The sequence below is a fragment of the Mucilaginibacter sp. PAMB04274 genome (assembly GCF_039634385.2).
Lineage (GTDB): Bacteria > Bacteroidota > Bacteroidia > Sphingobacteriales > Sphingobacteriaceae > Mucilaginibacter.
This window is the reverse complement of sequence record NZ_CP155081.2, coordinates 3,935,383-3,959,997: the sequence shown is the minus strand read 5'-3', so window position 1 is coordinate 3,959,997 and position 24,615 is coordinate 3,935,383. Positions and strand designations below refer to the sequence as shown.

The 24,615-nt window shown below is 45.4% G+C and carries 22 protein-coding genes; 2 read left to right on the top strand and 20 right to left on the bottom strand.

The window, feature by feature from the left end:
* Positions 1-52 precede the first annotated feature (52 nt).
* The 10 genes from hemJ to hemA all read right to left on the bottom strand — a co-directional run bounded on the left by hemJ (position 53) and on the right by hemA (position 11,016).
* Positions 53-595 (bottom strand): protoporphyrinogen oxidase HemJ, encoded by a 543-nt coding sequence (hemJ, locus tag ABDD95_RS16630; protein ID WP_345948462.1) that lies wholly within the window; start codon positions 593-595, stop codon positions 53-55.
* 116 nt (positions 596-711) lie between these two features.
* Positions 712-1,737 (bottom strand): uroporphyrinogen decarboxylase, encoded by a 1,026-nt coding sequence (gene hemE / locus ABDD95_RS16625; RefSeq protein ID WP_345948461.1) that lies wholly within the window; start codon positions 1,735-1,737, stop codon positions 712-714.
* Positions 1,738-1,769: 32 nt separating this feature from the next.
* Positions 1,770-2,297, bottom strand: coding sequence for a tetratricopeptide repeat protein (locus ABDD95_RS16620; protein WP_345948460.1), 528 nt, complete (start codon positions 2,295-2,297; stop codon positions 1,770-1,772).
* Positions 2,297-3,001: a response regulator transcription factor gene (locus ABDD95_RS16615; protein WP_345948459.1), complete on the bottom strand. Its 705-nt coding sequence runs from the start codon at positions 2,999-3,001 to the stop codon at positions 2,297-2,299. The genes ABDD95_RS16620 and ABDD95_RS16615 overlap by 1 nt, the downstream gene beginning before the upstream one ends.
* A 22-nt stretch (positions 3,002-3,023) precedes the next feature.
* Positions 3,024-3,893: a HAMP domain-containing sensor histidine kinase gene (locus tag ABDD95_RS16610; RefSeq protein ID WP_345948458.1), complete on the bottom strand. Its 870-nt coding sequence runs from the start codon at positions 3,891-3,893 to the stop codon at positions 3,024-3,026.
* Positions 3,894-3,940: 47 nt separating this feature from the next.
* On the bottom strand, positions 3,941-5,308 hold the full coding sequence (hemL, locus tag ABDD95_RS16605) for a glutamate-1-semialdehyde 2,1-aminomutase (protein WP_345948457.1): 1,368 nt from the start codon (positions 5,306-5,308) through the stop codon (positions 3,941-3,943).
* A 132-nt stretch (positions 5,309-5,440) separates the two neighbouring features.
* Positions 5,441-6,412, bottom strand: coding sequence for a porphobilinogen synthase (gene hemB / locus ABDD95_RS16600; protein WP_345948456.1), 972 nt, complete (start codon positions 6,410-6,412; stop codon positions 5,441-5,443).
* Positions 6,413-6,515: 103 nt separating this feature from the next.
* A complete protein-coding gene (gene hemC, locus ABDD95_RS16595) occupies positions 6,516-8,090 on the bottom strand; it encodes a hydroxymethylbilane synthase (RefSeq protein WP_345948455.1) in 1,575 nt (524 codons plus the stop codon).
* 265 nt (positions 8,091-8,355) lie between these two features.
* Positions 8,356-9,567 (bottom strand): MFS transporter, encoded by a 1,212-nt coding sequence (locus ABDD95_RS16590; RefSeq protein ID WP_345948454.1) that lies wholly within the window; start codon positions 9,565-9,567, stop codon positions 8,356-8,358.
* Between the two features lie 222 nt (positions 9,568-9,789).
* Positions 9,790-11,016, bottom strand: a complete 1,227-nt coding sequence (hemA, locus tag ABDD95_RS16585; RefSeq protein ID WP_345948453.1) for a glutamyl-tRNA reductase — start codon at positions 11,014-11,016, stop codon at positions 9,790-9,792.
* A 264-nt stretch (positions 11,017-11,280) separates the two neighbouring features.
* Here hemA and ABDD95_RS16580 point away from each other — a divergent pair, with 264 nt between their 5' ends.
* Both ABDD95_RS16580 and ABDD95_RS16575 read left to right on the top strand, forming a co-directional pair.
* A complete protein-coding gene (locus ABDD95_RS16580; RefSeq protein WP_345948452.1) occupies positions 11,281-11,667 on the top strand; it encodes a MauE/DoxX family redox-associated membrane protein in 387 nt (128 codons plus the stop codon).
* 17 nt (positions 11,668-11,684) lie between these two features.
* A complete protein-coding gene (locus ABDD95_RS16575) occupies positions 11,685-12,518 on the top strand; it encodes an alpha/beta hydrolase (protein WP_345948451.1) in 834 nt (277 codons plus the stop codon).
* A 24-nt stretch (positions 12,519-12,542) separates the two neighbouring features.
* Here ABDD95_RS16575 and ilvA read toward each other — a convergent pair whose 3' ends face one another.
* From ilvA to ilvD, 10 genes are all read right to left on the bottom strand, one after another.
* On the bottom strand, positions 12,543-13,793 hold the full coding sequence (gene ilvA, locus ABDD95_RS16570) for a threonine ammonia-lyase IlvA (protein WP_345948450.1): 1,251 nt from the start codon (positions 13,791-13,793) through the stop codon (positions 12,543-12,545).
* A gap of 3 nt (positions 13,794-13,796) precedes the next feature.
* Positions 13,797-14,963, bottom strand: coding sequence for a 2-isopropylmalate synthase (locus tag ABDD95_RS16565; protein ID WP_345948449.1), 1,167 nt, complete (start codon positions 14,961-14,963; stop codon positions 13,797-13,799).
* 143 nt (positions 14,964-15,106) lie between these two features.
* Complete coding sequence (locus tag ABDD95_RS16560) at positions 15,107-15,865, bottom strand: methyltransferase domain-containing protein (RefSeq protein WP_345948448.1); 759 nt, start codon at positions 15,863-15,865, stop codon at positions 15,107-15,109.
* Positions 15,866-15,960: 95 nt separating this feature from the next.
* Entirely contained in the window at positions 15,961-17,052 is a 1,092-nt protein-coding gene (leuB, locus tag ABDD95_RS16555) for a 3-isopropylmalate dehydrogenase (RefSeq protein ID WP_345948447.1), read from the bottom strand.
* A gap of 73 nt (positions 17,053-17,125) precedes the next feature.
* Positions 17,126-17,713, bottom strand: a complete 588-nt coding sequence (gene leuD / locus ABDD95_RS16550; RefSeq protein WP_345948446.1) for a 3-isopropylmalate dehydratase small subunit — start codon at positions 17,711-17,713, stop codon at positions 17,126-17,128.
* Positions 17,713-19,128, bottom strand: a complete 1,416-nt coding sequence (gene leuC, locus ABDD95_RS16545; RefSeq protein WP_345948445.1) for a 3-isopropylmalate dehydratase large subunit — start codon at positions 19,126-19,128, stop codon at positions 17,713-17,715. The genes leuD and leuC overlap by 1 nt, the downstream gene beginning before the upstream one ends.
* A gap of 108 nt (positions 19,129-19,236) precedes the next feature.
* Positions 19,237-20,295: a ketol-acid reductoisomerase gene (gene ilvC, locus ABDD95_RS16540; RefSeq protein WP_345948444.1), complete on the bottom strand. Its 1,059-nt coding sequence runs from the start codon at positions 20,293-20,295 to the stop codon at positions 19,237-19,239.
* A 111-nt stretch (positions 20,296-20,406) separates the two neighbouring features.
* Positions 20,407-21,021, bottom strand: a complete 615-nt coding sequence (ilvN, locus tag ABDD95_RS16535; RefSeq protein ID WP_345948443.1) for an acetolactate synthase small subunit — start codon at positions 21,019-21,021, stop codon at positions 20,407-20,409.
* Positions 21,022-21,031: 10 nt separating this feature from the next.
* On the bottom strand, positions 21,032-22,771 hold the full coding sequence (gene ilvB / locus ABDD95_RS16530; RefSeq protein ID WP_345948442.1) for a biosynthetic-type acetolactate synthase large subunit: 1,740 nt from the start codon (positions 22,769-22,771) through the stop codon (positions 21,032-21,034).
* Between the two features lie 102 nt (positions 22,772-22,873).
* On the bottom strand, positions 22,874-24,583 hold the full coding sequence (gene ilvD / locus ABDD95_RS16525) for a dihydroxy-acid dehydratase (protein WP_345948441.1): 1,710 nt from the start codon (positions 24,581-24,583) through the stop codon (positions 22,874-22,876).
* Positions 24,584-24,615 lie beyond the last annotated feature (32 nt).

The following is a 24,615-nucleotide window of genomic DNA, read 5'->3' as shown; positions in this document are numbered from 1 at the left end:
AATTCATCCTGAGTTTGGCCGCGTCGCTACATTAAATTAGAACCTCGCTGCCTTACTTAATTCCTTTTTTAACTCTGTAATTCTTATAAATCTTTACCGCCGACATGATGATCATTGCAAAGGCGATAAGGCCAAGCATTCCGTAGATCCAGTCAACGGCATTTTTAAGAACGGCCAGGAATACAATGGCAAAAAGAAAGATGGTAGCTACCTCGTTCCAAAGGCGTAGCTGGAAAGAAGTCCATTTGAAAATGCCTTTACGCATCTGCTCCATCATATTGGCACAAACAAGATGATAGCATACTAAACCCACTACAAAGCATAGCTTTACAATGAGCCAGTTTTGGTGCATGAGGTAAGGTTCTATGATTACCATAGCGATACCCGCAATAAGTGTCATGATCATAGCCGGGGTGGCTATGATATTCCATAGGCGGCGTTCAATGCGTTCGTATTCGGCTGTAAGGATGTTGCGTTCTACCTCGGGTTTTTCTTGCGCCTCAGTGTGGTATATAAACAGGCGCACCGCATAAAACAGGCCAGCCATCCAGCTGACTACAAAAATGATATGTATGGCTTTAATGTAGAAGTACATTTTTTGTTATCATCGTGTCATTGCGAGTCGCTACAGCGGCATGGCAATCTCGGCGTACAGGTAAGTAAGGAGGAGATTACCCGCTTACGCTCGCAACGACATGGTTCTGTTTTTAATTAGTAGCTGTACTCCTTTATTACCTCAACCGCATACTTAACGTTATCAAACGGAATATCGGGCATAATGCCATGACCCAGGTTGAAGATGAAGCCAGGTTCGTTCTTCATGCGGTCGAACAAACGGTGTATACGGTCTTTAATTACCTTTTTATCGGCATACAATATGTGCGGATCGAGGTTACCTTGCACAGCCACGCCTTGAGGCAGGCGGCGTTTAATATCCAGCAAATCTACGTTCCAGTCAATCGATACTACGTCAGGTTTGGCTTCTGCCATTAACGGCGCAAATACCGAACTGCCTTTACAAAAAGATATCACCGGGATATCTTTACGGTTCAGCTTGCTGATGATTTCTGCAATGTAGTTGTGTGAAAACTCTTTATAATCGTCCCAAGCGAGAGCCTGTGCCCAGCTGTCAAATATCTGTACGGCATTTACACCGGCTTCAATCTGCAGGTTCAGGTAATCTGCCGTTACCTGTGCAATTTTGCTTAATAATTGATGAGCCAACTCAGGCTGGTTGTGCAGCATCAGCTTGGTCAATTTGAAATCGCGCGAGGAGCCGCCCTCAACCAGGTAGCTCATCACAGTAAACGGTGCACCGGCAAAACCTATCAGCGGGATACGGCCGTTCAAGCGTTGTTGTATAACTTTAATGGCATCGGCCACATACTGTAACCTGTCAAGCACATTTACGCTCAGGTTGTCCACATCGGCCTGGGTACGTACAGGATTGGCAAACTTAGGGCCCACGCCCTGCGTAAAGCTTAAATCGCCGCCCATAGCCTCGCCGGTTACCAATATATCAGAGAACAGGATGGCAGCATCAATGTCGAGCAAATCAACCGGCAGCATGGTTACATCGGCTGCAATTTCGGGCGTTTTGCACATCTCCAAAAACGAGTACTTGTTTTTAATTTCCCAGTACTGGGGCATAAAACGACCGGCCTGGCGCATCATCCATACGGGTGGGCGCTCTGTTTTTTGCGAGAATGCGGCTTTTAAAAATAATGAATCTTCCATATAAAAAAGCATAGCCTCAACGGCCTGCTGTGTTAATTTTTGTGTAATTGCAATTCCTTATGCAGCTTGTCTATCACGGCCTTCATCTTGGCGTTAACCTGCTCACCTTTATCTTCGGCCAGCTGTAGGTAGGCACGCGCCTTATCGTAATTGCCCTGCCTTATATTGATGTTAACAATGTGTACCAATGCGGCCACATGATCGCTAACCGACCGCAATGGGTATTGTGTAGCTACCTCGTAGTGTTGTTCGGCAGCCTGGTATTCCTGCTTGTGCAAGCTTATACCACCCATAATAAACTCATAAAAACCTCGGCGCTTTTTGCTCAGCCATTCCGGGCGTTTTATCTGCAAAAGCAGAGCCTCTGCCTTTTCGTAGTTTTTAACATGAAACTGCTTAGCGGCCAGTATAATGGTTCCCTCTTTAAAGTAACCCCAAATAAGTAAGCCAATAAACAGTAAAGCTATAGCGGCCAACTGGTAAGTTTGCTGGTAGATAAAGAAACCCATTAGCAGGCCGAAAGCGACAGCTACCCCGATGCGGGCCTGATTAGTGAACATCAATGGTGATTATCGGTAAACTTGTAACCCACGCCGCGTATAGAATGAAAATATACCGGATTTTTAGGATCGGGCTCAAAATACTTGCGGAAGGTTAATATAAAATTATCAATAGTACGGGTAGATGGGTAAACGTCATAATTCCACACGGTTTCCAGGATCTGCTCACGCGATACGGCCTCATTACGGCGCTCAATCAGCAGCTTAAGCAACATGGTTTCCTTTTTGGTAAGCGGTGTAACCGAACTGTCCTCGTTAATCAGCTCGAAAGAATTGAAGTGAATAGTTTTGTCGCCAATTTTATAGCTGTTAAACTCTTTCAGGTCTTCGCCTTTCAGGCCGCGTTTTACCAGGTTATTAACCCGTAAAATGAGTTCTTCCAGGTTAAAAGGTTTGGTGAGGTAATCATCTGCTCCTTTTTTAAGGCCTTGTATCTTATCCTCATTGGTATTCTTAGCGGTGAGGAACATGATCGGTACCTCCGAGTTTTCCAAACGGATGGTTTCGGCTACAACAAAGCCGTCAACCTCGGGCATCATTACATCCAGTATTACCAGGTTAAAGCGTTCCTCTTTAAATTTTTGCAGCGCTTTTTTACCGTTGTTGGCGGTGGTTACTTTATAACCCTCCAGCTCCAGATTTAATTTGATGGCTTCGAGTAGATGTTCTTCGTCCTCAGCCAATAAGATTCTCTTTTTTGTCATGTAGGTTGTGTTGAAAACAGGTTTAACCAAATATAACTTCAAAAACACTGCCGGCGGGCCTGTTATCACTTACATTGATAATGGCCTGGTGTTTATCCAGTACTTGTTTTACAATGTATAAACCTAAACCCGTGCCTTTTGTGTTACGGGTTTCTTCGCTTCCTACACGGTAAAACCTGTCAAAAATACGGCTTTTTTCTTCATCTGCTATACCAATACCATGATCGGCCACCTGTAGGTGTACTTTGCCGTTCTTGTTAAACAGCTTCACATCCACGGTTTCGCAGGGGCCCGAGTATTTTATGGCGTTTTCTATGAGGTTAGTTACAACTGATGTTAAGGCAAATTTATCACCTGTAACTTCTATTTTTGGCTCAATTTCGGCATTAATCAACTGCTGTGTAAGGTCGCATTTGTTAATTTGCAGGCGGTTCACAATACCATCAACCAGTACCGAAAGGTTAAATTCCTGTTTGGGAAACGTATAGGATTGATTTTCTATCTTGGCGGCAAGCAACATGTTTTCCACCATATCATTCAGGCGGTCAATGTCTAACAAGCATTTGCCCACAAAATCATCTACCTGTTGCTTGCTCAGACTGCGTTTTTGTATGGTTTCCAGATAAAGCTTTATAGCAGCCAACGGCGATTTAAGCTCGTGTGTAACCGAAAGCAGGAAGTTTTTTTTCTGGTCCTGCAGGCGGCGCTCTTTATTTAACGATTTATGGAACAAGGTAGCTCCACCCATTATAACAATGATAAACATGGAGCCTTCGCCCAGTATCATTCCGGTACGTTCGGGCTGTAGTTTTATGAGCATATATCCCCACCATACCAACTCCATTAAGGTGTAAATGATGAGTGCGTAAAATATAGCAAATGGTCTTTTCATAGCCCTCTCAATCCACCCTGTAAGGATGGGTATTTAAAATAGGTGAATTATTCTCTGAAATCATCTTTACTGGCAAGAGCCGTCCCTTCCGATGAGGGTTGGGAGGGAGCAAACACCACATTCAAGCTATCAAATATAGCTTGTTTTGCGGTATCCAGTATAGCCATTGTGTGGGCGGCCGATATAAAGCCTACCTCGTAACCCGACGGACCAAAATAAACGCCACTATTTAGCAAATGCTGGTGCATGGTTTTAAAGCGGTTCATGCTGTGCGGATCAATATCCTCAGCTTTGCGAATAGTATCAGTAGTATCAAATGCAAACCAAAATATCGATCCGATGTGCGATATATTAACCGGGTAGTTACGCTGGTTTGCAAACGTCAGAATGTCATTTACAAAGGATTTTGTTTTGTTGTTCAGATCCTCATAAAAACCTGGCTTTAATAGTTCGGTTAACTGCGCTATACCCGCTGCCATGGCTACCGGGTTGCCCGATAACGTGCCAGCCTGATAAACGGGCCCTTCAGGCGATACATTGCTCATAATTTGCGCCGATGCGCCGTAAGCGCCTACAGGCAGGCCACCACCTATAATTTTGCCGTAGGTTATAATATCAGGATTGATATTATACAAACCGGCTGCACCTGTAAAGCTCACCCGGAAACCAGAGATCACCTCGTCGAAGATCAGCAGCGTGCCGTTGGTTGTACAAACCTCGCGCAGGTATTGCAAAAACTCCTGGTGCTGTAGCAACAACCCGTTATTGGCTGGTATAGGTTCGATAATTACGGCGGCAATTTGGTCTTTAAAGTCTCCAAACGCTTTAGTCAGTGCCTCTTTATCATTCAGGGCAATAACTATTGTTTCGTCTGCAAAGGCTTTGGGTACACCGGCTGATGATGTTTCGCCAAAGGTTACCAGGCCCGAGCCAGCTTTTACCAGCAGCGCATCAACGTGACCGTGGTAACAGCCTTCAAACTTTAATATCTTATCGCGCTTAGTATAGCCGCGGGCCAGCCTTATGGCCGACATTACCGCTTCGGTACCTGAGCTTACGAAACGTATTTTTTCAATGAACCTGTTATTGCTCAAAATTAGTTCGGCCAGCTCATTTTCCAGTGCGGTAGGTGCGCCGAATGACATGCCGTTTTGCATTACTTCAATCACCTTCTCGCGAATGGCGGGATGATTATGGCCTAAAATAAGCGGACCCCATGATCCGCAGAAATCTATAAACTGGTTATCATCAGCATCCCACAGGTAGGCGCCATCACCTTTTTTGATGAACAGCGGCGTGCCATAAACCGATTTAAATGCCCTAACCGGTGAATTAACTCCACCCGGGAAATAGGTTTTAGCCTTAGCGTACAATTCCGACGAGTTCTCGCGGCTTATTTCTTTTATTTCTGACATTCGATTAATATCTATCTCGTCCTTTCAGGTAACGAAGCAATTACTGAACTATGCATAATTTTTTGTGCTAGGCATAATTGCTTCGTTCCTCACCATAACGTTTGTAGTTCTTCCTGATTTATTTACCTTATGTTACAGCCACTTATTCTCCAAAACCTCTTTAGCATGGTAAGTAAGTATGGCAGTTGCGCCTGCCCGACGAATGCTGGTAAGCACTTCGGTAATAGCGCGCTGCTCGTTAAGCCAGCCTTTTTGTATGGCTGCTTTAATCATAGCATACTCGCCGCTTACGTTGTAGGCTGCAATAGGTAGTTCGGTATTGTCTTTCAGTAACTTTATTACGTCCAGGTAAGGTAATGCCGGTTTTACCATTAAAAAGTCAGCCCCTTCCTGCTCGTCCAGGTTGGCCTCAATAAGGGCTTCGCGCTGGTTGGCAGGATTCATTTGGTAGGTTTTTTTGTCGCCAAATTTGGGAGCGGAGTTCAGCGCATCACGGAACGGGCCGTAAAATGCGCTGGCGTACTTGGCCGAATAGGACATGATAGATACACCACTATAGCCATGTTCGTCCAATACCTGACGGATGAAGCCCACGCGGCCATCCATCATATCTGATGGTGCTATAATATCGGCACCGGCGCGGGCATGAGCCAAAGCCATTTTGCCCAGCACTTCTAAAGTAGCATCATTTAAAATCTCACCATTGTCTACAATCCCGTCATGTCCGTCGCTGCTGTATGGATCCATGGCAACGTCGGTAATTACGCACGCTTCCGGGAATTCCTTTTTTACCTCTCTGATGGCGCGGAGGTACAAACTTTCCTCACGGTAACTCTCAGTTGCGAACGTGTCTTTTAAAGCTTCATCAATGTTAGGAAACAAATCAAAAGTCTTTAAGCCCAACTTTATGCAACTTTCTACCTCGCGTAAAAGGTTATCAACCGAGTATCTGAAAATACCAGGCATCGAAGAAACTTCTGTTTTTTGATTTTTGCCATCGATAATAAACAACGGGAATATCAAATTTGCCGCACTCACATGTGTTTCCTGCACCATCTGCCGGATCACTTCACTCTTTCTATTTCTTCTGGGTCGTTGTAGCATAAGCCGTTCTAAAATCCCCCTGGTAAGGAAGACTTTTGTTTAAAATGTAAAAATGGTCCCCTTATAAATTAAGCCTCCCTACCGGGGAGGTTGAAAGGGGCTGTTATAGTCCAAACACAGCCTCGGCCAGTCCTACTTCATCGGGCGAGAAAGGCAGTGTGTAGGGTATATTGAGATCTTCAAGCTTTTTGCCGGTCGATTTCCCAATGGCAATTACCCGCTGATTGTTATCCAGTAAATTATCTTTAAAATAAGCGTCAGCGTTAGACGGACTGGTGAACACCAGTATATCGGCTGAAGTACCGCAGGCTACCTCTTCGGGCATGGTGGCGTACACAGGCAGATCGATTATCTTAGTTTCGGCCGATAATGCTTTGTGAATACTGCGCATAGGGCTCTCTGCTCCTGGGAATAAGATGGTTAAGCCATTGGCTATTTTAGCAAATTCCTGAGCCACCTCTGCCGTGTCTACGCTTTCGCCTACGTAGTCGGCAAAGTGGCCGTTACGACGCAGCATATCTTCAGAGCCGCTACCCATTACACCAAACTTAACCGGTTTTGCAAACTGTGGCTTTAATTGAAAAAAGTATTCGACCGCATTTTTGCTGGTAAAAAATACCCAATCAATATTTTGGAGTATGTGCGGGTTTAAGATGGTCATGATAGGTACCGTGCGTATAAGGGAGCGTGCCTCAACCTCCATACCATGCTTTTGCAATACACGCCTAAAATAGCTGGATGGCGGTAATTCGCGTGAGATGAATACCTGCCCAGCCAATTTGCGGTTCTTATCAAATTTTGCTAAAATCTTGTCAACCAAGCCGTCGGTAGTAGGCGAGGTGATAAACATACGGTCAGGCAAATCGTCTTCGGTATCGGCCTTAGAAGTGAATACCTGGTAAACGCCCTCGTGCTTACGGCAATAGCAGCCTAACGGCATGTGGCAGCCGCCGCCAAAACTTTTAAGCACACTGCGTTCTATAGCTAATGCCTCGGCCACCTCAGGGTGGTGCAGTTGCTGCAATGTATTGTATAAGTCGGTATCTTTTTCGCGTATTTGTATGGCCAGCGCACCTTGTGCGGGTGCAGGCACAAACTCAGTAGGGGTTAGTTCCTCTACATGGAAATCGCTCAGGTCAATGCCTAAACGCTTTACGCCGGCTTTGGCCAGCATAATGGCATGGTAGTTTTCGCTACGCAGTTTACCTATACGGGTAGGTACGTTACCACGCAGGTCATCCATCTCCAAATCGGGGCGAAGAGCACGTAATTGTGCCTTCCGGCGATTAGATGAGGTGCCTACTAAACCACCAAATTTTACCGATAATTTTTGATGAACATCCACGCAATCCTTCAAGATCAACAACAGTTCAGAAGGGTCTTCCCGTTCTGAAACTGCTGCGATAATGAGTCCCGGCGGATGCTCTGTGGGCAGGTCCTTGTGCGAATGTACTGCAACATCGATGGTACCTGCCATTAATTCTTCTTCCAGTTCCTTGGTAAAAAAGCCTTTGCCTTCCAGTTTATCAAGGCTAAGGTTCAGGATGCGGTCGCCCTGTGTTTTAATGATTTTTAACTGTGCTGTTACGCCAATTGCCGCCAAGCTGTCTTTAACAAAGTTGGCCTGCCATAAGGCTAATTCACTACCACGGGTTCCGATAATAACTGTCCTGTCCAAGATTGATTTTTGATTTACATGCAAATTTAACTTTTAGACGGTTTTATAAGGAATTTTTATCACAATGTGAGGATAAATTGACGATAAGTAGAGCTGGTAGCCGACAAACGAGGGCCAAAATTTAGGTGCAAACTTATCACCAACGCCAACGTGTCATCTTAACGATAGTAATGGATCCTCCTTGAAGGACCCTTCAGGCTCTAAATGACAGGTTGATTGTTATCTTTTTATTATTCAAACCGCTCCCCCTGGAAGGGAGCTTATCTTACCAAGCTGTTTTTCTTATTTTCAGCCATAACATTACTGCTACAGAAATAAGGATGAGCATCAGATAACTAAATCCTAGGTTATACTCATCTTTTGCCGGGAAAGCAGCCACAATACCGTAGCTCAAAAAAGAGACAATAACGTAGTTGATGCCGCCGGTTAAACCGCTGGCTATGCCGGCATTTTTTGGGAAGCGGCTTAAACAGTAAGTAAAGAAGTTGTTGAAAGTAAACCCCGCAGCTACGTGAATAATAAAGGCAAAAAAGAGCATTGAGTATAAATTTTCGACAAGCTTTATACTTAATAGCATAGCTAAGGCAAAAATGAGCTGTAACCCAATGTTTACTGCAAGCCGGTTAAAAAATGGCCGATTAATGGTTGCCTTACCAATAAAGCCGCCTACCATCCAGGCAAAACCCAGCACCAGCGAGCTATAGCCAGCCACAACGGGAGAGAGCTGAAGTTTATGCTCAATGATGAACGGCCCTGTCATATTATAGATCATAACCATGGTATAAGCCAGGCCCAGCATCACAATACCAAGGGTAAAGCTTACCGTTTTAAACATAGTTGCGTAAATGCCGGCTATCTTCTTAATGGCAAACTCTGCGTAATGTTGCAGCGTTTCGCCGCTATAAATTACCTCTAATACCAAAGCAACCGCGGCAAACAGCGCCAGAAAGTAAAAATTGGATTTCCAACCGAAAGCAACCTGGAAATAACCACCAATAAACGGTGCTATAATTGGTCCGGTTGACCAGATGATAGAGAACAGGCTGAGGTAATGTTTTAGCTTATCGCCGCTAAATACATCAATAAAGTAAGCTCGCTTGGCCACTACAATACCGCCTACGGTAATGCCATGCAGTATGCGCATAAGGTAAATAATATAAATGCTTTGGGTATTGGCAATAACCAAGCTGGCTACAGTAAAAAGCATCAGGGAAATTAATCCTATCTTATAGCGGCCAAAACTATCCAGCAAGCTGCCTACAAACAATTGAGTGAGGCCGTAGCTTATTAAAAATAAAGTAAGGGTGAATTGAACCTGTATGCTGCCCACATGCAGCGATGTTGCCATTGATGGCAGTGAAGGGATATAAATATCAGTAGCAAAGCCCGATAAAGGCAATAATGCAAACGCAAGTATAGTGGCCACCCCCTCGTTTTGTTGCTTTAGGGGTTTAGGTGTGAAAATTGAAGAAAACATGGTTAACGTATTTAGTATAATAAAAAAACCATCACCAATACGCAGTTGAAGCGCTGGTATAAGTGAAATTAATAACTGCCGCTGAGGGGAGTTATGCAGGAAACTAAAGGAGTTACGTTAACGATGCTAAATGAACACAGTGCCATGTAGCAATAACATGCAGGGCTTTTTGCAAAAATTGCTCATTGTTTTATATTTTATAACAGGTAGATGTTGTTTTTATCAGTTGGTTTCAATCATGATCTCTTTGGCCATAACCATGGGCACACTGATGTATTTCTTTTCCATGTAACTGATAACCTTCTCCAACACCTGGCGTGACTGTTCGTCCATGGCTTGTACCTCGTCGGCAAAAACGGTATAAAGCGCCTTTTCCTTGATTTGCTTAATGGTCTCGGGCACCTGGCGCATGGCTACCTCAATACGGCGCTGTTTAAGCAGGGGCAAAAACTCGTCTATATTTTGGTTAATGATTTTTTCGGCATGTACCAGTTCCTGGTAACGTTCTTGCAGGTTTTTCTTGGCAATTTCGTTCAGTGAGTTCACTTCAATATAATTTACAGAAAACAACTCCAGTACTTCGGCGGCAGTATCATTAGGCACTGCTAAATCAACAACGGTTTTCCGGCTGGTTTCACCGTTTAGTAACGATTCGTAAATCTCGGTAGTGATGATAGGCTGAGTAGCCGATGTGCAGGTAATGATGACGTCAAAACCTTTTTTAAAACTTTTAAGCGCTTCCAGGTCGTAAGCCTCGCCGTTCAGGTCAGCCGCCAGTTTTTCGGCATTGGCCAGCGTACGGTTAAACACCGAGAAGTTGCTGTATTTATGCTTTTGCAGGTATTTGGATATGTTGCGGTTAGTTTCGCCTGCGCCAATAATAAGTACCCGGGCGTTTGAGCATTGCTTTAACTCCTTAAGCTTGCGGTAAGCTAATGACACAACCGAAATGGGATTTCGTGATATATTAGTATGGGTATAAACCTCCTTAGCCGTTTTTACCACACAGTTCATTACCATGCGTAAAAAGTCGCCGGTTAAGCCGGCTTGGCGGCAGTTTTCATAAGCTTTGCGCAACTGGGCCAAAATTTCTTTTTCGCCAACAACTAAACTTTCGAGCGAGCATGACGTACGCAGGAGGTGGTTAAGCGCCTCGTGGTTTTCGTATATGGATGCCGCATCGATAAAAGTATTCATATAGTACGGGCATAAACCCACACTAAGCGCCTGTAAGAACTGCTGTGCAAAATCCCTGTCAACAGGCTGTGAAGTGGCCATCACAAATTCGACACGGTTACAGGTTGAGAGGTAAAACAGTTCAGGGATGTTAAACTGATCCTTCACCTGCTGAAGTTTCTCCGTCAGATTTTCCTGGCATAGCACTAACTTCCCGAGTTCCTTCAGTTCAATTTGCTTATGCGTAAAAGCTATAACTTTTAAATACTTCAAAGCCTTGTTATTGGTACAAAAAATTCAACTCACAAAAGTAGTATCTTATACCTTGTTGCTATGTCAACCCTTTGTCAAACACATTAATTTAGAACGAGTATAAATAAATACGCTAAAACAATTGAAATGGTTGCCTGGATGCAAATAAAGCGGTTAAACCATATTTAAGCAAAGGTGCGCAGTTTCCTTTTTACCTTTTAAATACTTGCATATTATTAAAACAACCTGTTACTTAAATTATTATACGCTTACTGCCCGAATAAAATGCTCAAAAAAATTAGTCTGGTTATCTTGGTTATTGGCTATATAGCGGCCGGTATTAATCACTTCGTACATCCAGATGGTTATATAAAAATTATTCCTGATTATTTGCCTTACCCCAATCAGTTAAACTACATTTCGGGCGGTTTTGAAATACTTTTTGGCTTGCTACTGGTTTTGCCAACTACCCGTAATTATGGTGTTTCAGGACTTATAATGATGCTGGCCTTCTTTATGCCGGTACATATAACCATGCTGCACCAGGCACCTTTGTGGGTAGGTAGTTTATTTGTAACGCCGTTGTTGGCCTGGCTACGGCTGTTTTTGCAACCGGTGCTCATGTTGTGGCTGTTTTGGCATATGCAAACAAAACGTAAACCTGTTGCTTAAATGAGTATTTAGCATTTATGATTATTACACAAAGCCATACCCTGCCCGGCGCAAAAGGGCGCAACATGCTAATGGACCTCACTTTTGAAGAGACCAACCCGCACGCGCCGCTCCTCATATTTGTACACGGTTTTAAAGGTTTTAAGGATTGGGGAACCCATCACTTGGTAGCCCGCTACTTTGCGCAAAACGGTTACCGGTTTTTAAAATTCAACTTTTCGCACAACGGTACAACACCCGAGGATGCGAATGACCTTACCGATATGATTGCTTTTAGCGAGAATACTTTTTCGATAGAATTGGAAGACCTGCAGTATGTAATTGATTTTGCTTGCAGTGGTTCGGTTATACCGGCGGCGCAGTCTGTTTGTTTGATAGGGCATAGTATGGGCGGCGGTATTAGCATTGTTAAAGCGGCAGAGGATAAGCGGGTGAGCCGTTTAATCACTATGGCGTCTGTTGCGTCGTTCCGTAATCTATGGCACAAGGAGATTGAAAAGCAATGGAAGCTGGCCGGTGTGCTTAACTTTACCAATAAACGCACCGGGCAGGACATGCCCGTAAAATCAACTTTGTTAGATGACTTGGAACGCAACCCAGGCCGGCTGAACGTGCTGGCCCGCGCGGCTGATGTACAACAGCCCTGGTTACTGCTGCATGGCACGGCTGACACAGTAGTACTTCCAAGCCATGCACACGACTTAAAGGCCATGCAGCCCAATGCCCGCTTGGTGCTCATTCCAAACGCCGACCATGTTTTTGGCGCTACACACCCATATGTGCAACAAGATTTGCCTTTAGCACTACAAGAGTTATGTAGAAAAGCTGTCGATTTTTTAAAGGATGTATAATTAGGACTGCCGCTTATTAGTTATCTACACTAAATACTCAAACAGCGTTTGATCGCGGTTTATTTCCATGACATCAAAGCGGTGGGCTTCCATACGTTGAAGTAAAGCGGGATAGTCATCGGCCGATTTTAGTTCGATACCTACCAGTGCAGGTCCCCGTTCTCTCTCAGTTTTTTTGATGAACTCGAAACGGGTAATGTCATCATGAGGACCCAATACATTATTTACAAACAGCTTTAATGCACCCGGACGTTGCGGAAAGCGTACAATAAAGTAGTGCTTTAATCCTTCATAAAGCAACGATTGTTCCTTGATCTCGCCCATGCGGTCGATATCATTGTTGCCGCCGCTGATAATGCAAACTACTTTTTTGCCCTTAATCTGCTCTTTTACCAGATCAAGTACTGCTACCGATAGTGCTCCTGCCGGCTCCACAACAATCGCATCTTCATTATATAGCTTCAGGATGGTAGTACAAACCTTACCTTCGGGTACTGAAAGCATTTCGTCCAGTACCTCGCTGCACAGCTGGTAGGTAAGATGGCCCACACGTTTAACTGCGGCACCATCCACAAAACGGTTAATTTGCGATAGGGTATAAGGCTGACCACGGCGTATAGCTTCAACCATGGAGGGAGCTCCTTCAGGCTCAACGCCGATAAGCTTGATATTGGGATTAATTTGTTTAAAGAAGCTGCCTGCGCCGGCAGCTAAGCCACCGCCGCCTACCGGCATAATTACCAGTTCGGTGTCTGGCAGGTCTTCCAAAACTTCCATGCCAACGGTACCCTGGCCTTCAATAATACGGTAATCATCAAAAGGAGGGATGAAAGTCATTTCATGGGCTTCAGTATAGGCCAATGCCTCCTGCAAACAGTCGTCAAAGGTATCGCCGGTTAGCACAATCTCTACGTTACCGTTGCCAAACATCTGGGTTTGCTTTACCTTTTGTTTGGGGGTAATTTCGGGCATAAAAATTACACCTTTAATACCCAGCCTGCGGCAAGAAAAAGCAACGCCCTGTGCATGGTTACCCGCGCTGGCGCATACCACGCCTTTAGCCAGCTGCTCTGGGCTAAGCTGGCTAATCATGTTATAAGCGCCACGCAATTTATACGAGCGTACCACCTGCATGTCCTCACGCTTTAGGTACACCTCGCATTCATATTTGTCTGACAGGCCCTGGTTAAACTCAAGAGGGGTGCGCTTTACAACGTTTTTAAGGCGTTCCTTTGCTGCTGCAAACTGGAGCTGCCTTGTGGTATTGGTTTCCATTTGTTATTGTTTAACCAAACGATGCGCTACCAAAGTAAGCAGGTCGTTATCATCAATGTTCAATTTACTATCGGCCAGTGCTAAAAATTGCTGATAAGCAGTAGCCAGTTCATCCTTGCTCAGGCTATGACCCAAACGCTCGAGGTGGAATTTTAATGCATGCCGACCGCTGCGTGCTGTTAATACGATGCTGGCGCTAGGGAAGCCTACATCTTCGGGACGAATGATCTCGTAATTTTCGCGGTTTTTCAGGAAACCATCCTGGTGGATGCCTGAGCTATGTGCAAAGGCATTGCTGCCAACTATAGCTTTGTTTGGTTGAACCGGCATGCGCATTTGTGTGCTGATCATGCGGCTTAGCTCATAAAAGCTTTGAGTATTAATGTTTGTATGTAAACCCAGCGTTTGGTGCGTTTTCAGGATCATGACGACTTCCTCAATAGACGTGTTACCTGCACGTTCGCCAATACCGTTAATGGTGCCTTCAATTTGGCGGGCGCCATTTTGCAAGCCTGCTACCGAATTAGCTGTAGCCAAACCCAAATCGTTGTGGCAGTGTACGGAAATGATGGCCTGATCGATGTTCTTAACATTCTCCTTCAGGAAACGGATCTTGCTGCCATATTGATCGGGCAGGCAATAGCCGTTAGTGTCGGGGATGTTAACCACGGTAGCGCCGGCCGCAATAACCGCTTCTACCATCTTAGCTAAAAATTCTATATCAGCACGGCCGGCATCCTCGGCATAAAATTCAATATCCTCAACCGATTTTTTGGCGTACTTAACGGCTTCAACAGCGCGCTCCAATATTTCTTCGCGGGTGCTGTTAAATTTATGCTTGATGTGCATGTCAGACGAGCCGATGCCGGTATGTATACGCGGACGCTTTGCGTATCGCAAAGCGTCAACAGCGGCATCAATGTCTCCTTTGTGTGCACGGGTAAGTGCGCAAACGGTTGGTGATTGAACAGCTTTGGCAATTTCTACCACGCTTTGAAAATCGCCGGGGCTCGACGCCGGGAAACCGGCCTCGATAATGTCAACGCCCAGCGCTTCCAGCTCGCGCGCAATCTCTATCTTTTCAGGCGTGGTTAACTGGCAGCCCGGTACCTGCTCACCATCGCGTAAGGTGGTGTCAAATACGTAAACTCGGTTTGGATCGTGTAACATTGTTTTAAATTTGAGATGTAAGATTTTAGATTTGAGACAAGCTTTTTTCCGGTCTCTATTCTTAATCTTTTATCATGTTTAGTTATTTTTTTATCAGAAAATGAGCTTAAATGTGAGTTACTCCCATATCTCACACTAAATGCTTATATCTCCTTCACTGCTTTAAATCTTAGCCTTTTATAATCTGCATACCATTGCCCGTTTTCGTTGTAATGGGGCTCCAGTAGGGTTGTTATTTCTTTTAGTAATTTGGCATGCTCGGCTTGGGGTATGCCAGTAAAATATTGTGCTCCAAACATTTTAATCCACTTGGCTACGCCCTGATCGCCATCCTGTAGGGGCGTCTTCCGGTCAAAGTGAATGGCGTAAGTTACCCGGAACCCGTGCCTCTCCAGCAAACTGGTGTACTCGCCCAGCGATGGAAAATACCATATCTGTGTTTCGGCCTGGTGAGTATAGCCATGCTTTTGCAGTACTTGTTTTATAGCCGCCCGTAATTTACCTATGTTGCCTTTGCCGCCCATTTCGGCCACAAAGCGGCCGCCAGGTTTAAGTGCTTCATAAACCGATTTAATAACACCGCCCGAATTATGAATCCAGTGCAGCGCAGCATTAGAAAATACCGCATCGTAGGGATATTCTACCGAAAAGTTGGCGGCGTCGGTCACCTCGAACGGTACGTCTGGGTATTTGAAACGAGCCTGGGCAATCATTTCGGCCGAATAATCGGTACCTAATACATCTGCGCCCTGCTCTTGTATTTGCTTGGTTAAATCACCTGTTCCGCAGCCAATATCCAGTACTGATTCGCCAGGCTTTACATCCAGCAATTCAAGTACACTTGCACCAAATTGCGAAACAAAGCCATGTTTATCATCATATAAGTCTGCATTCCATTTCATACGAAGTTCCTCCAATCTTCCCGAGGTGTGATTTTTAATTAATGGTTTATAAATTTATATTCTGTTAACTTCCTGCAAATCAAGCAAGCAATGCGTTATAATGCCGGGTTGGCTAAAAACTCTAATACCTTTTTACCCATGGCATCGGTTCCCAATATCTTTTCGGTATTTGTATGCGCATCTGCAATGTCGCCTGTACGGTAACCTGCTTTCAGTACATGGTCTATAGCGGTGGTAATTCGTTTGGCTTCCTCTTTAAGGCCAAAGCTTATCTCCAGCATTAAGGCTACAGAAAGGATAGAAGCCAGCGGATTAGCTTTGTTTTGTCCGGCAATATCATGTGCAGAACCATGTATAGGCTCAAAAAAACCGGTACCATCACCTACTGATGCTGAAGCCAGCATACCCATTGACCCTGCAATTTGTGAGGCTTCATCAGTTAAAATATCGCCAAAAAGATTTGCAGTTAACACCACATCAAACTTTTTAGGATTTTTAACCAGCTGCATGGCGGCATTGTCAATAAACATGTGTTCGGTTTCTACATCAGGGTATTCTTTGGCCAGTTCCTGCACCACCTCGCGCCAAAGGCGCGATGATTCCAACACGTTGGCTTTGTCTACCGAACATAGCCGTTTGCCGCGTACCCTTGCGGCTTCATAAGCTTTACGGGCAATGCGCTCTATCTCATAACGATGATAGATCATCAGGTCGGACGCGGTATTACGGTCCTCACTACGGTTTTTTTCGCCAAAGTAAACATCACCGGTCAGCTCGCGGAAGAAAAGGATATCGGTACCCCGTAGCACAGCCGGTTTTAAGCTCGATGCATCCAGTAGTTCGTCAAACAACATGATGGGACGCAGGTTAGCGTATAAGCCAAGCTCCTTGCGTATCTTTAACAGGCCTTGTTCGGGACGAACTTTGGCCGATGGATCATTATCGTATTTGATATGGCCAATTGCACCAAACAATATAGCATCGCTGGCTTTGGCTTTTTCTAAGGTTTCGTCAGGTAGGGGGCTGCCTGTTGCCTCGATGCCGGCGTGGCCCATCAATGCCTCATCAAAGGTAAACTCGTGGCCAAACGCGGCAGCTATATGTTGTAAAACAGCTTTGCCCCAGGTAGTAACCTCAGGCCCGATGCCATCACCCGGGATGACCAGTATGTGTTTTTTAATTCCCATTTGTTATTTAGTTGTAGGTTGAAAGTTGTGAGGTTTAAGTGTTAGAATGGCTTTACGGCTCACGACTTACAACTCACTTCGCTTCGTATTCTTCTACTAATTGTTTTTTGCTTAAGATATAATCAATATCATCATAGCCGTTTATTAAGCAGGCTTTTTTGTATGGATTAATCTCGAAACTTTCCTGCTGGCCGGTGCTCACAATTTTGATGAACTGGTTTTCCAGATCAACTTCTATCTCGGCGTTTGGATCAGAAAAAACTACTTCAAATAATTTTTTCAAAAATTCGTCGCTTACCTGGATAGGCAACAGGCCATTGTTTAAGGCATTGCCTTTAAAAATGTCGGCAAAAAAGCTGCTTACAACTACATCAAAACCGTAATCGGCTATGGCCCAGGCAGCATGTTCGCGACTACTGCCGCAACCGAAGTTTTTACCGGCTACCAGGATTTTGCCCGAGTAAGTCGGATCATTCAATATAAAATCCTGCTTGGGCTGGCCCTCGTTATCAAAGCGCCAGTCGCGAAACAGATTATTACCAAAGCCATCGCGGGTTGTGGCTTTCAGAAACCGGGCCGGTATGATCTGGTCGGTATCTATATTCTCGATAGGCAAAGGCACTATCGAAGTTTGTAAGTGTTTAAATATTTTAGTCGCCATTATGCTACTTCCTCCTCTTGTAATAACGCTCTCACATCCGTCACCCTACCGGTAATAGCTGCCGCTGCAGCAGTTAGGGGGCTGGCCAAAAATGTACGTGAGTCTGGTCCCTGGCGGCCTTCAAAGTTACGGTTGGAGGTAGATACACAGTATTTGCCTGCCGGTATCTTATCTTCGTTCATGCCTAAACAGGCACTGCAACCTGGTTCGCGCAGTGGGAAACCTGCTGCTTCAAATACTTTATCCAAGCCTTCTTCAATGGCTTGCAATTGTACTTGTTTAGAGCCCGGCACTACCCATACGGTAACATTATCGGCCTTGTGTTTGCCCTTTATAAAATCGGCAACCAGGCGTAAGTCTTCAATGCGGGAGTTGGTACAGCTGCCTATAAAAACATAATCGATAGGTTTACCAAGCAGCGATTCATCATCATGCAAGCCCATATAATTAAGCGCCTTAGCGTATGAGCCTTGTTCTTTAGCCTCAAAGCTGGCCGTTTCGGGCACATGTTGACTGATGCCAATACCCATGCCTGGGTTAGTACCGTAGGTAATCATCGGCTCAATATCGGCCGCATCAAAGTAAAGTTCGCTGTCAAATACCGCATCCGCGTCGGAGTATAGTGTGTTCCAGTAGTCAACAGCTTTATCCCACTCTTCGCCTTTAGGCGCAAACTCACGGCCTTTTACGTATTCAATTGTAGTTTCATCAGGGGCTATTAAACCACCACGGGCACCCATTTCGATGCTCATATTACAGATAGTCATGCGGCCTTCCATGCTTAGGGAACGTATGGTATCGCCTGCATACTCTACAAAATACCCGGTACCACCGGCAGCGGAAATTTTGGAAATGATATACAGGATGATATCCTTAGCACCTACACCTTTTTGCAACTGGCCGTTCACTTCAATTTTCATGCGTTTAGGGCGCTGCTGCAATAGGCACTGCGTAGCTAAAACCTGTTCCACCTGCGAGGTGCCTATACCAAATGCAATAGCGCCAAAAGCACCGTGGGTTGAGGTATGGCTATCGCCGCAAACATAGGTGCAACCCGGGCGTGTTATGCCCAGCTCCGGACCAATTACGTGTACAATGCCCTGGTAGGGATGCCCTAAGCCGTAAAGCTCAATGCCAAATTCAGCACAGTTTTTGGTCAGCATATCTACCTGGTAGCGCGAAAGCTCTTCGCGGATGGGGAGGTGCTGGTCCCAGGTGGGTACGTTATGGTCGGCCGTAGCCACCGTTTGCTTTGGCCTTAAAACAGGCAAGCCCCGCTGGCGTAAACCATCAAAGGCCTGAGGGCTGGTTACCTCGTGTATAAAATGTGTATCAATGTATAAAATATCGGGGAAGCCTTCGTTGCTGCTTACTATGTGCGCGTCCCAAATCTTATCAAACAGTGTTTTTCCCATATATCTTTTAAGGTAATTAGTAGTAAGTGCAAAGTAGCAAGTACGTTACTCAGGTCGAATTTAAACCTTGAACCTCGTACTTACTACTTTGTACTTTCTACCGCAAATTTATGCTTCTACTTCCTGGTTTTCAGGGCGCAGGCTGCGAACCGTTTTGCCGGCTTGCCACATTTCACTTTCGCGAAGTTCTTTCAGTTCTTCATTCAGTTTTACGCGGTAATCAGGCTGGCTGTTGCTGTCAATTGAACGCTGAGATTCTTTACCGGTAGCTACGCTTTCATATAATTCTTCAAATACCGGTTTTGTAGCATCACGGAATTTTTTCCACCAATCTAAAGCGCCACGTTGTGCAGTGGTTGAGCAATTGGCATACATCCAATCCATGCCGTTTTCGGCTACCAATGGCATTAATGATTGGGTTAATTCTTCAACCGTTTCGTTAAAGGCTTCTGACGGTGAGTGGCCTTTGCTGCGCAATACATCATATTGGGCGGCGAAGATACCTTGTATACAACCCATCAGCGTACCGCGCTCACCGGTTAAATCGCTAAACACTTCCTTTTTAAAGTCGGTCTCAAACAGGTAACCACTACCTACGGCAATACCCAAAGCAATAACACGTTCCCATGCTTTACCGGTTGCATCCTGGAAGATAGCGAAGCTTGAGTTTAAGCCACGGCCTTGTAAAAACATGCGGCGCAATGATGTACCAGAACCTTTTGGCGCTACCAGGAACACGTCAACACCTTCTGGCGGAACGATGCCTGTTTGCTCGTTAAAGGTGATACCGAAACCGTGTGAAAAATACAGGGCTTTACCTGGCGTTAAGTGCTTTTGAACAGTTGGCCATAATTCAATCTGGGCAGCGTCGCTTAACAGGTAGCAAATGATGGTGCCACGCTCCAGTGCTTCTTCAATCTCAAATAAAGTTTCGCCGGGTACAAAGCCGTCGCTTATGGCTTTATCCCAGGTTTTTGAGTTTTTACGCTGACCAACAATAACGTTAATACCATTGTCTTTTTGGTTAAGCGCCTGGCCCGGACCTTGAACGCCGTAGCCAATTACCGCTACTACTTCATCTTTTAATACAGCCTGTGCTTTTGATAAAGGAAATTCGTCGCGGGTTACTACGTTTTCTTCGGTACCGCCAAAATTTAATTGTGCCATTTCTTTATTAGTTATTGTGTTATGATTTCGTTTTTTAATTTTTCGTTATGGGTTGATAATTATTGGTTAAGGGTATGAATCGTCGGATTCTTTCAACCCAAAACCTTAAACCTACATGGTGAATACTTTTTGCCCCTGGTTTAAATATTCGTTTTCGATTACATCCTCACCCGGTTCGCGTTGTTCAAACTCGCGCAGCTTGCGGTTGAAACCATCACTATCTTTAATAATGGCAATGCGAGCGCTGCGTACAAATTCAATTAAGCCATAAGGTTGCAGTACTTTTATCAAATTGTCCGTTTCCTCGCGGTGACCTGTGGTTTCAAATACGATGTAATCTTTACGAATTACTACCGCACGTGCCCCATTCTCGCGTAGCAGGCGTTCAACTGAGGCCTTTTCAGCAATTATATCGGCAGGCACCTTGTACAGGGCCATTTCTTGCCAAATAATATCGGCGTTGGTGTGGTAGTAAACTTTTAAAACCTCTACCTGCTTCTCAATCTGGCGACAAACTTTGCGCACTACTTCCTCAGTTTCGTCAATTACGATGTTGAAGCGGTGAATGCTTTCAATTTCTGACGGAGAAGTGTTCAGGCTATCGATATTAATTTTACGGCGAGTAAAAATAATAGCAATGCGATTTAGTAAACCAATTTGGTTTTCGGTATATACCGTGATGTTAAATTCCTGTTTACCCTCAGGTAATATCTCTTCGTTGCTCATGAGGTGTGGTTTATTTAAGTCTGATTTCGCTTACACTGCATCCCTGTGGTACCATCGGGAAAACGTTGTTTTCTTTGGTTACCATTACTTCCAATAAAAACGAGCCGGGGTGTTGCAGCATTTCCTGAAGTGACGAACCCAAATCTTCGCGCTCGCTTATACACTTGCCGGCAATGCCGTAAGCTTTAGCCACCTGTACAAAATCGGGGCTTTGAATATCTACAAAGGAGTAACGACGCTCGTTAAACAGTTCCTGCCATTGGCGTACCATGCCCAGGAAACGGTTGTTCAGGATCAGGATCTTTACGTCAACACCGCTTTGCATAATAGTGCCCAGCTCCTGCAGTGTCATTTGGAAGCCGCCATCGCCAATTACAGCTACAACGGTGCGTTCCTGTGCGCCAAACTTAGCGCCGATAGCCGCAGGTAAAGCAAAGCCCATGGTGCCCAAGCCGCCGCTGGTTACATTGCTGCGGGTGTGGTTAAATTTAGCATAACGGCAGCCTACCATTTGGTGCTGGCCTACGTCGGTTACAATTACTGCATCACCGTTGGTTAAGTTATTGAGTTGATCAATTACCTCGCCCATGGTCATTTCGCCGGTTTGCGGGTGCAACTCGGCATCAATAACGGCTTCCACCTCTTTGCGGGTAAAGTCATTAAATTTCTCCAGCCATTCGGTATGTTGTTTGGCTTCAACCAGCTGCGTTAGCAGGGGTAAGGTTTCCTTACAATCGCCCCAAACGGCAACATGCGTTTTTACGTTCTTGTCAATTTCGGCCGGGTCAATATCCAGGTGGATAACTTTAGCCTGTTTGGCATATTTATCTAAACGGCCGGTTACGCGGTCATCGAAACGCATGCCAATGGCAATCAACACATCGCACTCGTTGGTTAATACGTTGGGGCCATAATTGCCGTGCATGCCCAGCATACCCACATTCTGAGGATGATCGGTTGGGATAGCGCCCGCACCTAAAATTGTCCATGCAGCCGGAATGCCGCTTTTTTCAACAAAGGCTTTAAACTCTTGCTCGGCACTGCCTAACAGAACGCCTTGCCCCCAAAGGATAAAAGGTTTTTTAGCCTCGTTGATGACCTGTGCAGCCTGCTCAATAAACTGCGGCCTAACAATTGGTTTGGGCCTGTAGCTGCGGATGTGCTTGCACGGTTCATATCCTTTATACTGGAACTTTTGTATCTGCGCGTTCTTGGTGATATCAATCAATACCGGACCAGGCCGGCCGGTGCGTGCTATGTAAAACGCCTTTGCGATAGCCTCCGGAATTTCGTTAGCATCGGTTACCTGGTAGTTCCATTTGGTTACCGGGGTGGTGATGTTAATTACGTCGGTTTCCTGAAAGGCATCGGTACCCAGCAAATGGGCAAACACTTGTCCGGTTATACATACCAATGGTGTGCTATCTATCTGCGCATCGGCCAGGCCGGTTACCAGGTTAGTGGCACCGGGACCGCTTGTAGCAAAGACGACGCCTACCTTGCCTGATGAACGGGCGTAACCTTGCCCGGCATGAATGCCTCCTTGCTCGTGGCGCACGAGGATGTGATTGAGCTTTTCTTTGTAATCATACAAAGCATCATAAATAGGCATAATGGCACCACCCGGATAACCGAAAATGGTATCAACGCCTTCCACAATCAGGGCTTCCAACAGCGCAGCCGATCCCGTCATTTCAATAGCGGCCTGCTCTTCAGGTGCAGTAAGTACGTCTTGTTGTGCAACTTCCATGGTATTCGTTCTAAGTTGTTTGTTCTTTTTTTAAGGTGTGGGCTATATGTGCTGTGTTTAATTAAAGCTTATAACACAGTATATTACAACCTACAGCCCGATTTACTCTTCGTCGGTAACGCAGCCTTGGCTGGCGTCTTTTACGCTTTTAAAATATTTAAATAGTAAGCCTTTGCTAACCGGCGGCTTAGGCTGCTGCCATTGGCTGCGGCGCTGTGCCAGTTCCTCTTCGCTAATATCTAAGGTGATCGTATTACTTATCGCATCAATAGTAATGTGGTCATCGTCTTTCACTAGGGCTATGTTGCCACCTTCCCAGGCCTCAGGCGTAATGTGGCCTACCACAAAGCCATGTGTGCCGCCCGAAAAGCGGCCATCGGTAATCAGCGCTACCGAACTGCCCAAACCTGCTCCAAATATGGCCGATGTTGGCTTGAGCATTTCGGGCATGCCAGGCGCCCCTTTAGGGCCTACGTGGGTTATTACCACCACGTCTCCTGGGCGTACGCGGCCGCTGGTTATACCGGCTATAAGTGATTGCTCACCTTCAAACACCCTGGCAGGGCCGCTAAAACGCTCCCCTTCTTTGCCGGTAATTTTGGCTACACTACCGCCAGTTGCCAGGTTGCCGTATAGTATCTGTAAGTGCCCGGTTGCTTTAATTGCTTTTTCAACCGGCATAATAATGTCTTGCTTCTCAAAATCAAAGTCAGGTACATCGGCCAGGTTTTCGGCCAGTGTATTTCCGGTTACCGTTAAGCAATCGCCATGCAGCCAGCCTAATTTAAGCAGGTATTTCATAACGGCAGGTATGCCGCCAACCTTGTGCAAATCTTCCATCATGTATTTGCCGCTCGGTTTCATATCGGCCAATAGCGGTATACGGTTACTGATGGTTTGAAAATCATCCAGTGTTAAAGGTACATCAACACTCTTGGCAATAGCTATCATGTGCAGCACGGCGTTCGTAGAGCCACCCATTACCATAATGGTAACAATAGCATTTTCAAACGCCTTGCGGGTCATGATGTCCGATGGCTTAATGTCGCGCTCCAGTAACTTATAAATTGCTTTGCCAGCGGCCAAACACTCTTTTTGTTTGTCTTCGCTTAATGCCGGGTTTGATGATGAGTATGGCAAACTCATGCCCAGCGCCTCAATAGCGGCGGCCATAGTATTTGCCGTATATATGCCTCCACAAGCACCAGCGCCAGGACAAGCATTTTTAATGATCTCTTTAAAGTCAATATCGTCTAAAGTGCCGGCAATTTTTTTGCCCAGCGCTTCAAATGCCGATACGATGTTCAAATCCTCGCCTTTATAATGGCCAGGTTTTATAGTACCACCATATACCATAATAGACGGGCGGTTTAACCGGCCCATAGCTATTAATGAGCCGGGCATATTTTTATCACAGCCAGGCAGGGCAATTAATGCATCGTAATATTGTGCACCGCAAACCGCTTCAATCGAATCGGCAATTACATCACGGCTAACCAGTGAGTAGCGCATGCCGTCGGTACCATTGCTCATGCCATCGCTTACACCAATGGTGTTAAAAACTAAGCCCACCAGGTTTTCGCCCCAAACACCTTTTTTTACCACCTGGGCCAAATCATTAAGGTGCATGTTACAGGTGTTGCCGTCATAACCCATACTGGCAATACCCACCTGCGCCTTTTTCATGTCATCATCGGTTAAGCCAATGCCATATAACATGGCCTGTGCTGCCGGCTGGGTAGGGTCGGCCGTAAGGGTTTTGCTGTAGCGGTTTAACTCTGTTGCTTCTGTAGTATCGGTTGTATAACTCATTTTAGTTTGAACAGCTCTTTTTGGTTAAATTT

Excerpts from the sequence above, each read along its gene's own strand:
- hemJ (WP_345948462.1), bottom strand. The coding sequence starts at position 595 with ATGTACTTCTACATTAAAGCCATACATATCATTTTTGTAGTCAGCTGG.
- ABDD95_RS16615 (WP_345948459.1), bottom strand. The coding sequence starts at position 3,001 with ATGACAAAAAAGAGAATCTTATTGGCTGAGGACGAAGAACATCTACTC.
- ilvC (WP_345948444.1), bottom strand. The coding sequence starts at position 20,295 with ATGGCACAATTAAATTTTGGCGGTACCGAAGAAAACGTAGTAACCCGC.
- leuB (WP_345948447.1), bottom strand. The coding sequence starts at position 17,052 with ATGGGAATTAAAAAACACATACTGGTCATCCCGGGTGATGGCATCGGG.
- ilvN (WP_345948443.1), bottom strand. The coding sequence starts at position 21,021 with ATGAGCAACGAAGAGATATTACCTGAGGGTAAACAGGAATTTAACATC.
- ABDD95_RS16575 (WP_345948451.1), top strand. The coding sequence starts at position 11,685 with ATGATTATTACACAAAGCCATACCCTGCCCGGCGCAAAAGGGCGCAAC.
- ilvB (WP_345948442.1), bottom strand. The coding sequence starts at position 22,771 with ATGGAAGTTGCACAACAAGACGTACTTACTGCACCTGAAGAGCAGGCC.
- ABDD95_RS16560 (WP_345948448.1), bottom strand. The coding sequence starts at position 15,865 with ATGAAATGGAATGCAGACTTATATGATGATAAACATGGCTTTGTTTCG.
- hemL (WP_345948457.1), bottom strand. The coding sequence starts at position 5,308 with ATGTCAGAAATAAAAGAAATAAGCCGCGAGAACTCGTCGGAATTGTAC.
- leuC (WP_345948445.1), bottom strand. The coding sequence starts at position 19,128 with ATGGGAAAAACACTGTTTGATAAGATTTGGGACGCGCACATAGTAAGC.
- hemB (WP_345948456.1), bottom strand. The coding sequence starts at position 6,412 with ATGCTACAACGACCCAGAAGAAATAGAAAGAGTGAAGTGATCCGGCAG.
- ABDD95_RS16580 (WP_345948452.1), top strand. The coding sequence starts at position 11,281 with ATGCTCAAAAAAATTAGTCTGGTTATCTTGGTTATTGGCTATATAGCG.
- ilvA (WP_345948450.1), bottom strand. The coding sequence starts at position 13,793 with ATGGAAACCAATACCACAAGGCAGCTCCAGTTTGCAGCAGCAAAGGAA.
- ABDD95_RS16565 (WP_345948449.1), bottom strand. The coding sequence starts at position 14,963 with ATGTTACACGATCCAAACCGAGTTTACGTATTTGACACCACCTTACGC.
- hemE (WP_345948461.1), bottom strand. The coding sequence starts at position 1,737 with ATGGAAGATTCATTATTTTTAAAAGCCGCATTCTCGCAAAAAACAGAG.
- ilvD (WP_345948441.1), bottom strand. The coding sequence starts at position 24,583 with ATGAGTTATACAACCGATACTACAGAAGCAACAGAGTTAAACCGCTAC.
- ABDD95_RS16590 (WP_345948454.1), bottom strand. The coding sequence starts at position 9,567 with ATGTTTTCTTCAATTTTCACACCTAAACCCCTAAAGCAACAAAACGAG.
- leuD (WP_345948446.1), bottom strand. The coding sequence starts at position 17,713 with ATGGCGACTAAAATATTTAAACACTTACAAACTTCGATAGTGCCTTTG.
- ABDD95_RS16620 (WP_345948460.1), bottom strand. The coding sequence starts at position 2,297 with ATGTTCACTAATCAGGCCCGCATCGGGGTAGCTGTCGCTTTCGGCCTG.
- ABDD95_RS16610 (WP_345948458.1), bottom strand. The coding sequence starts at position 3,893 with ATGAAAAGACCATTTGCTATATTTTACGCACTCATCATTTACACCTTA.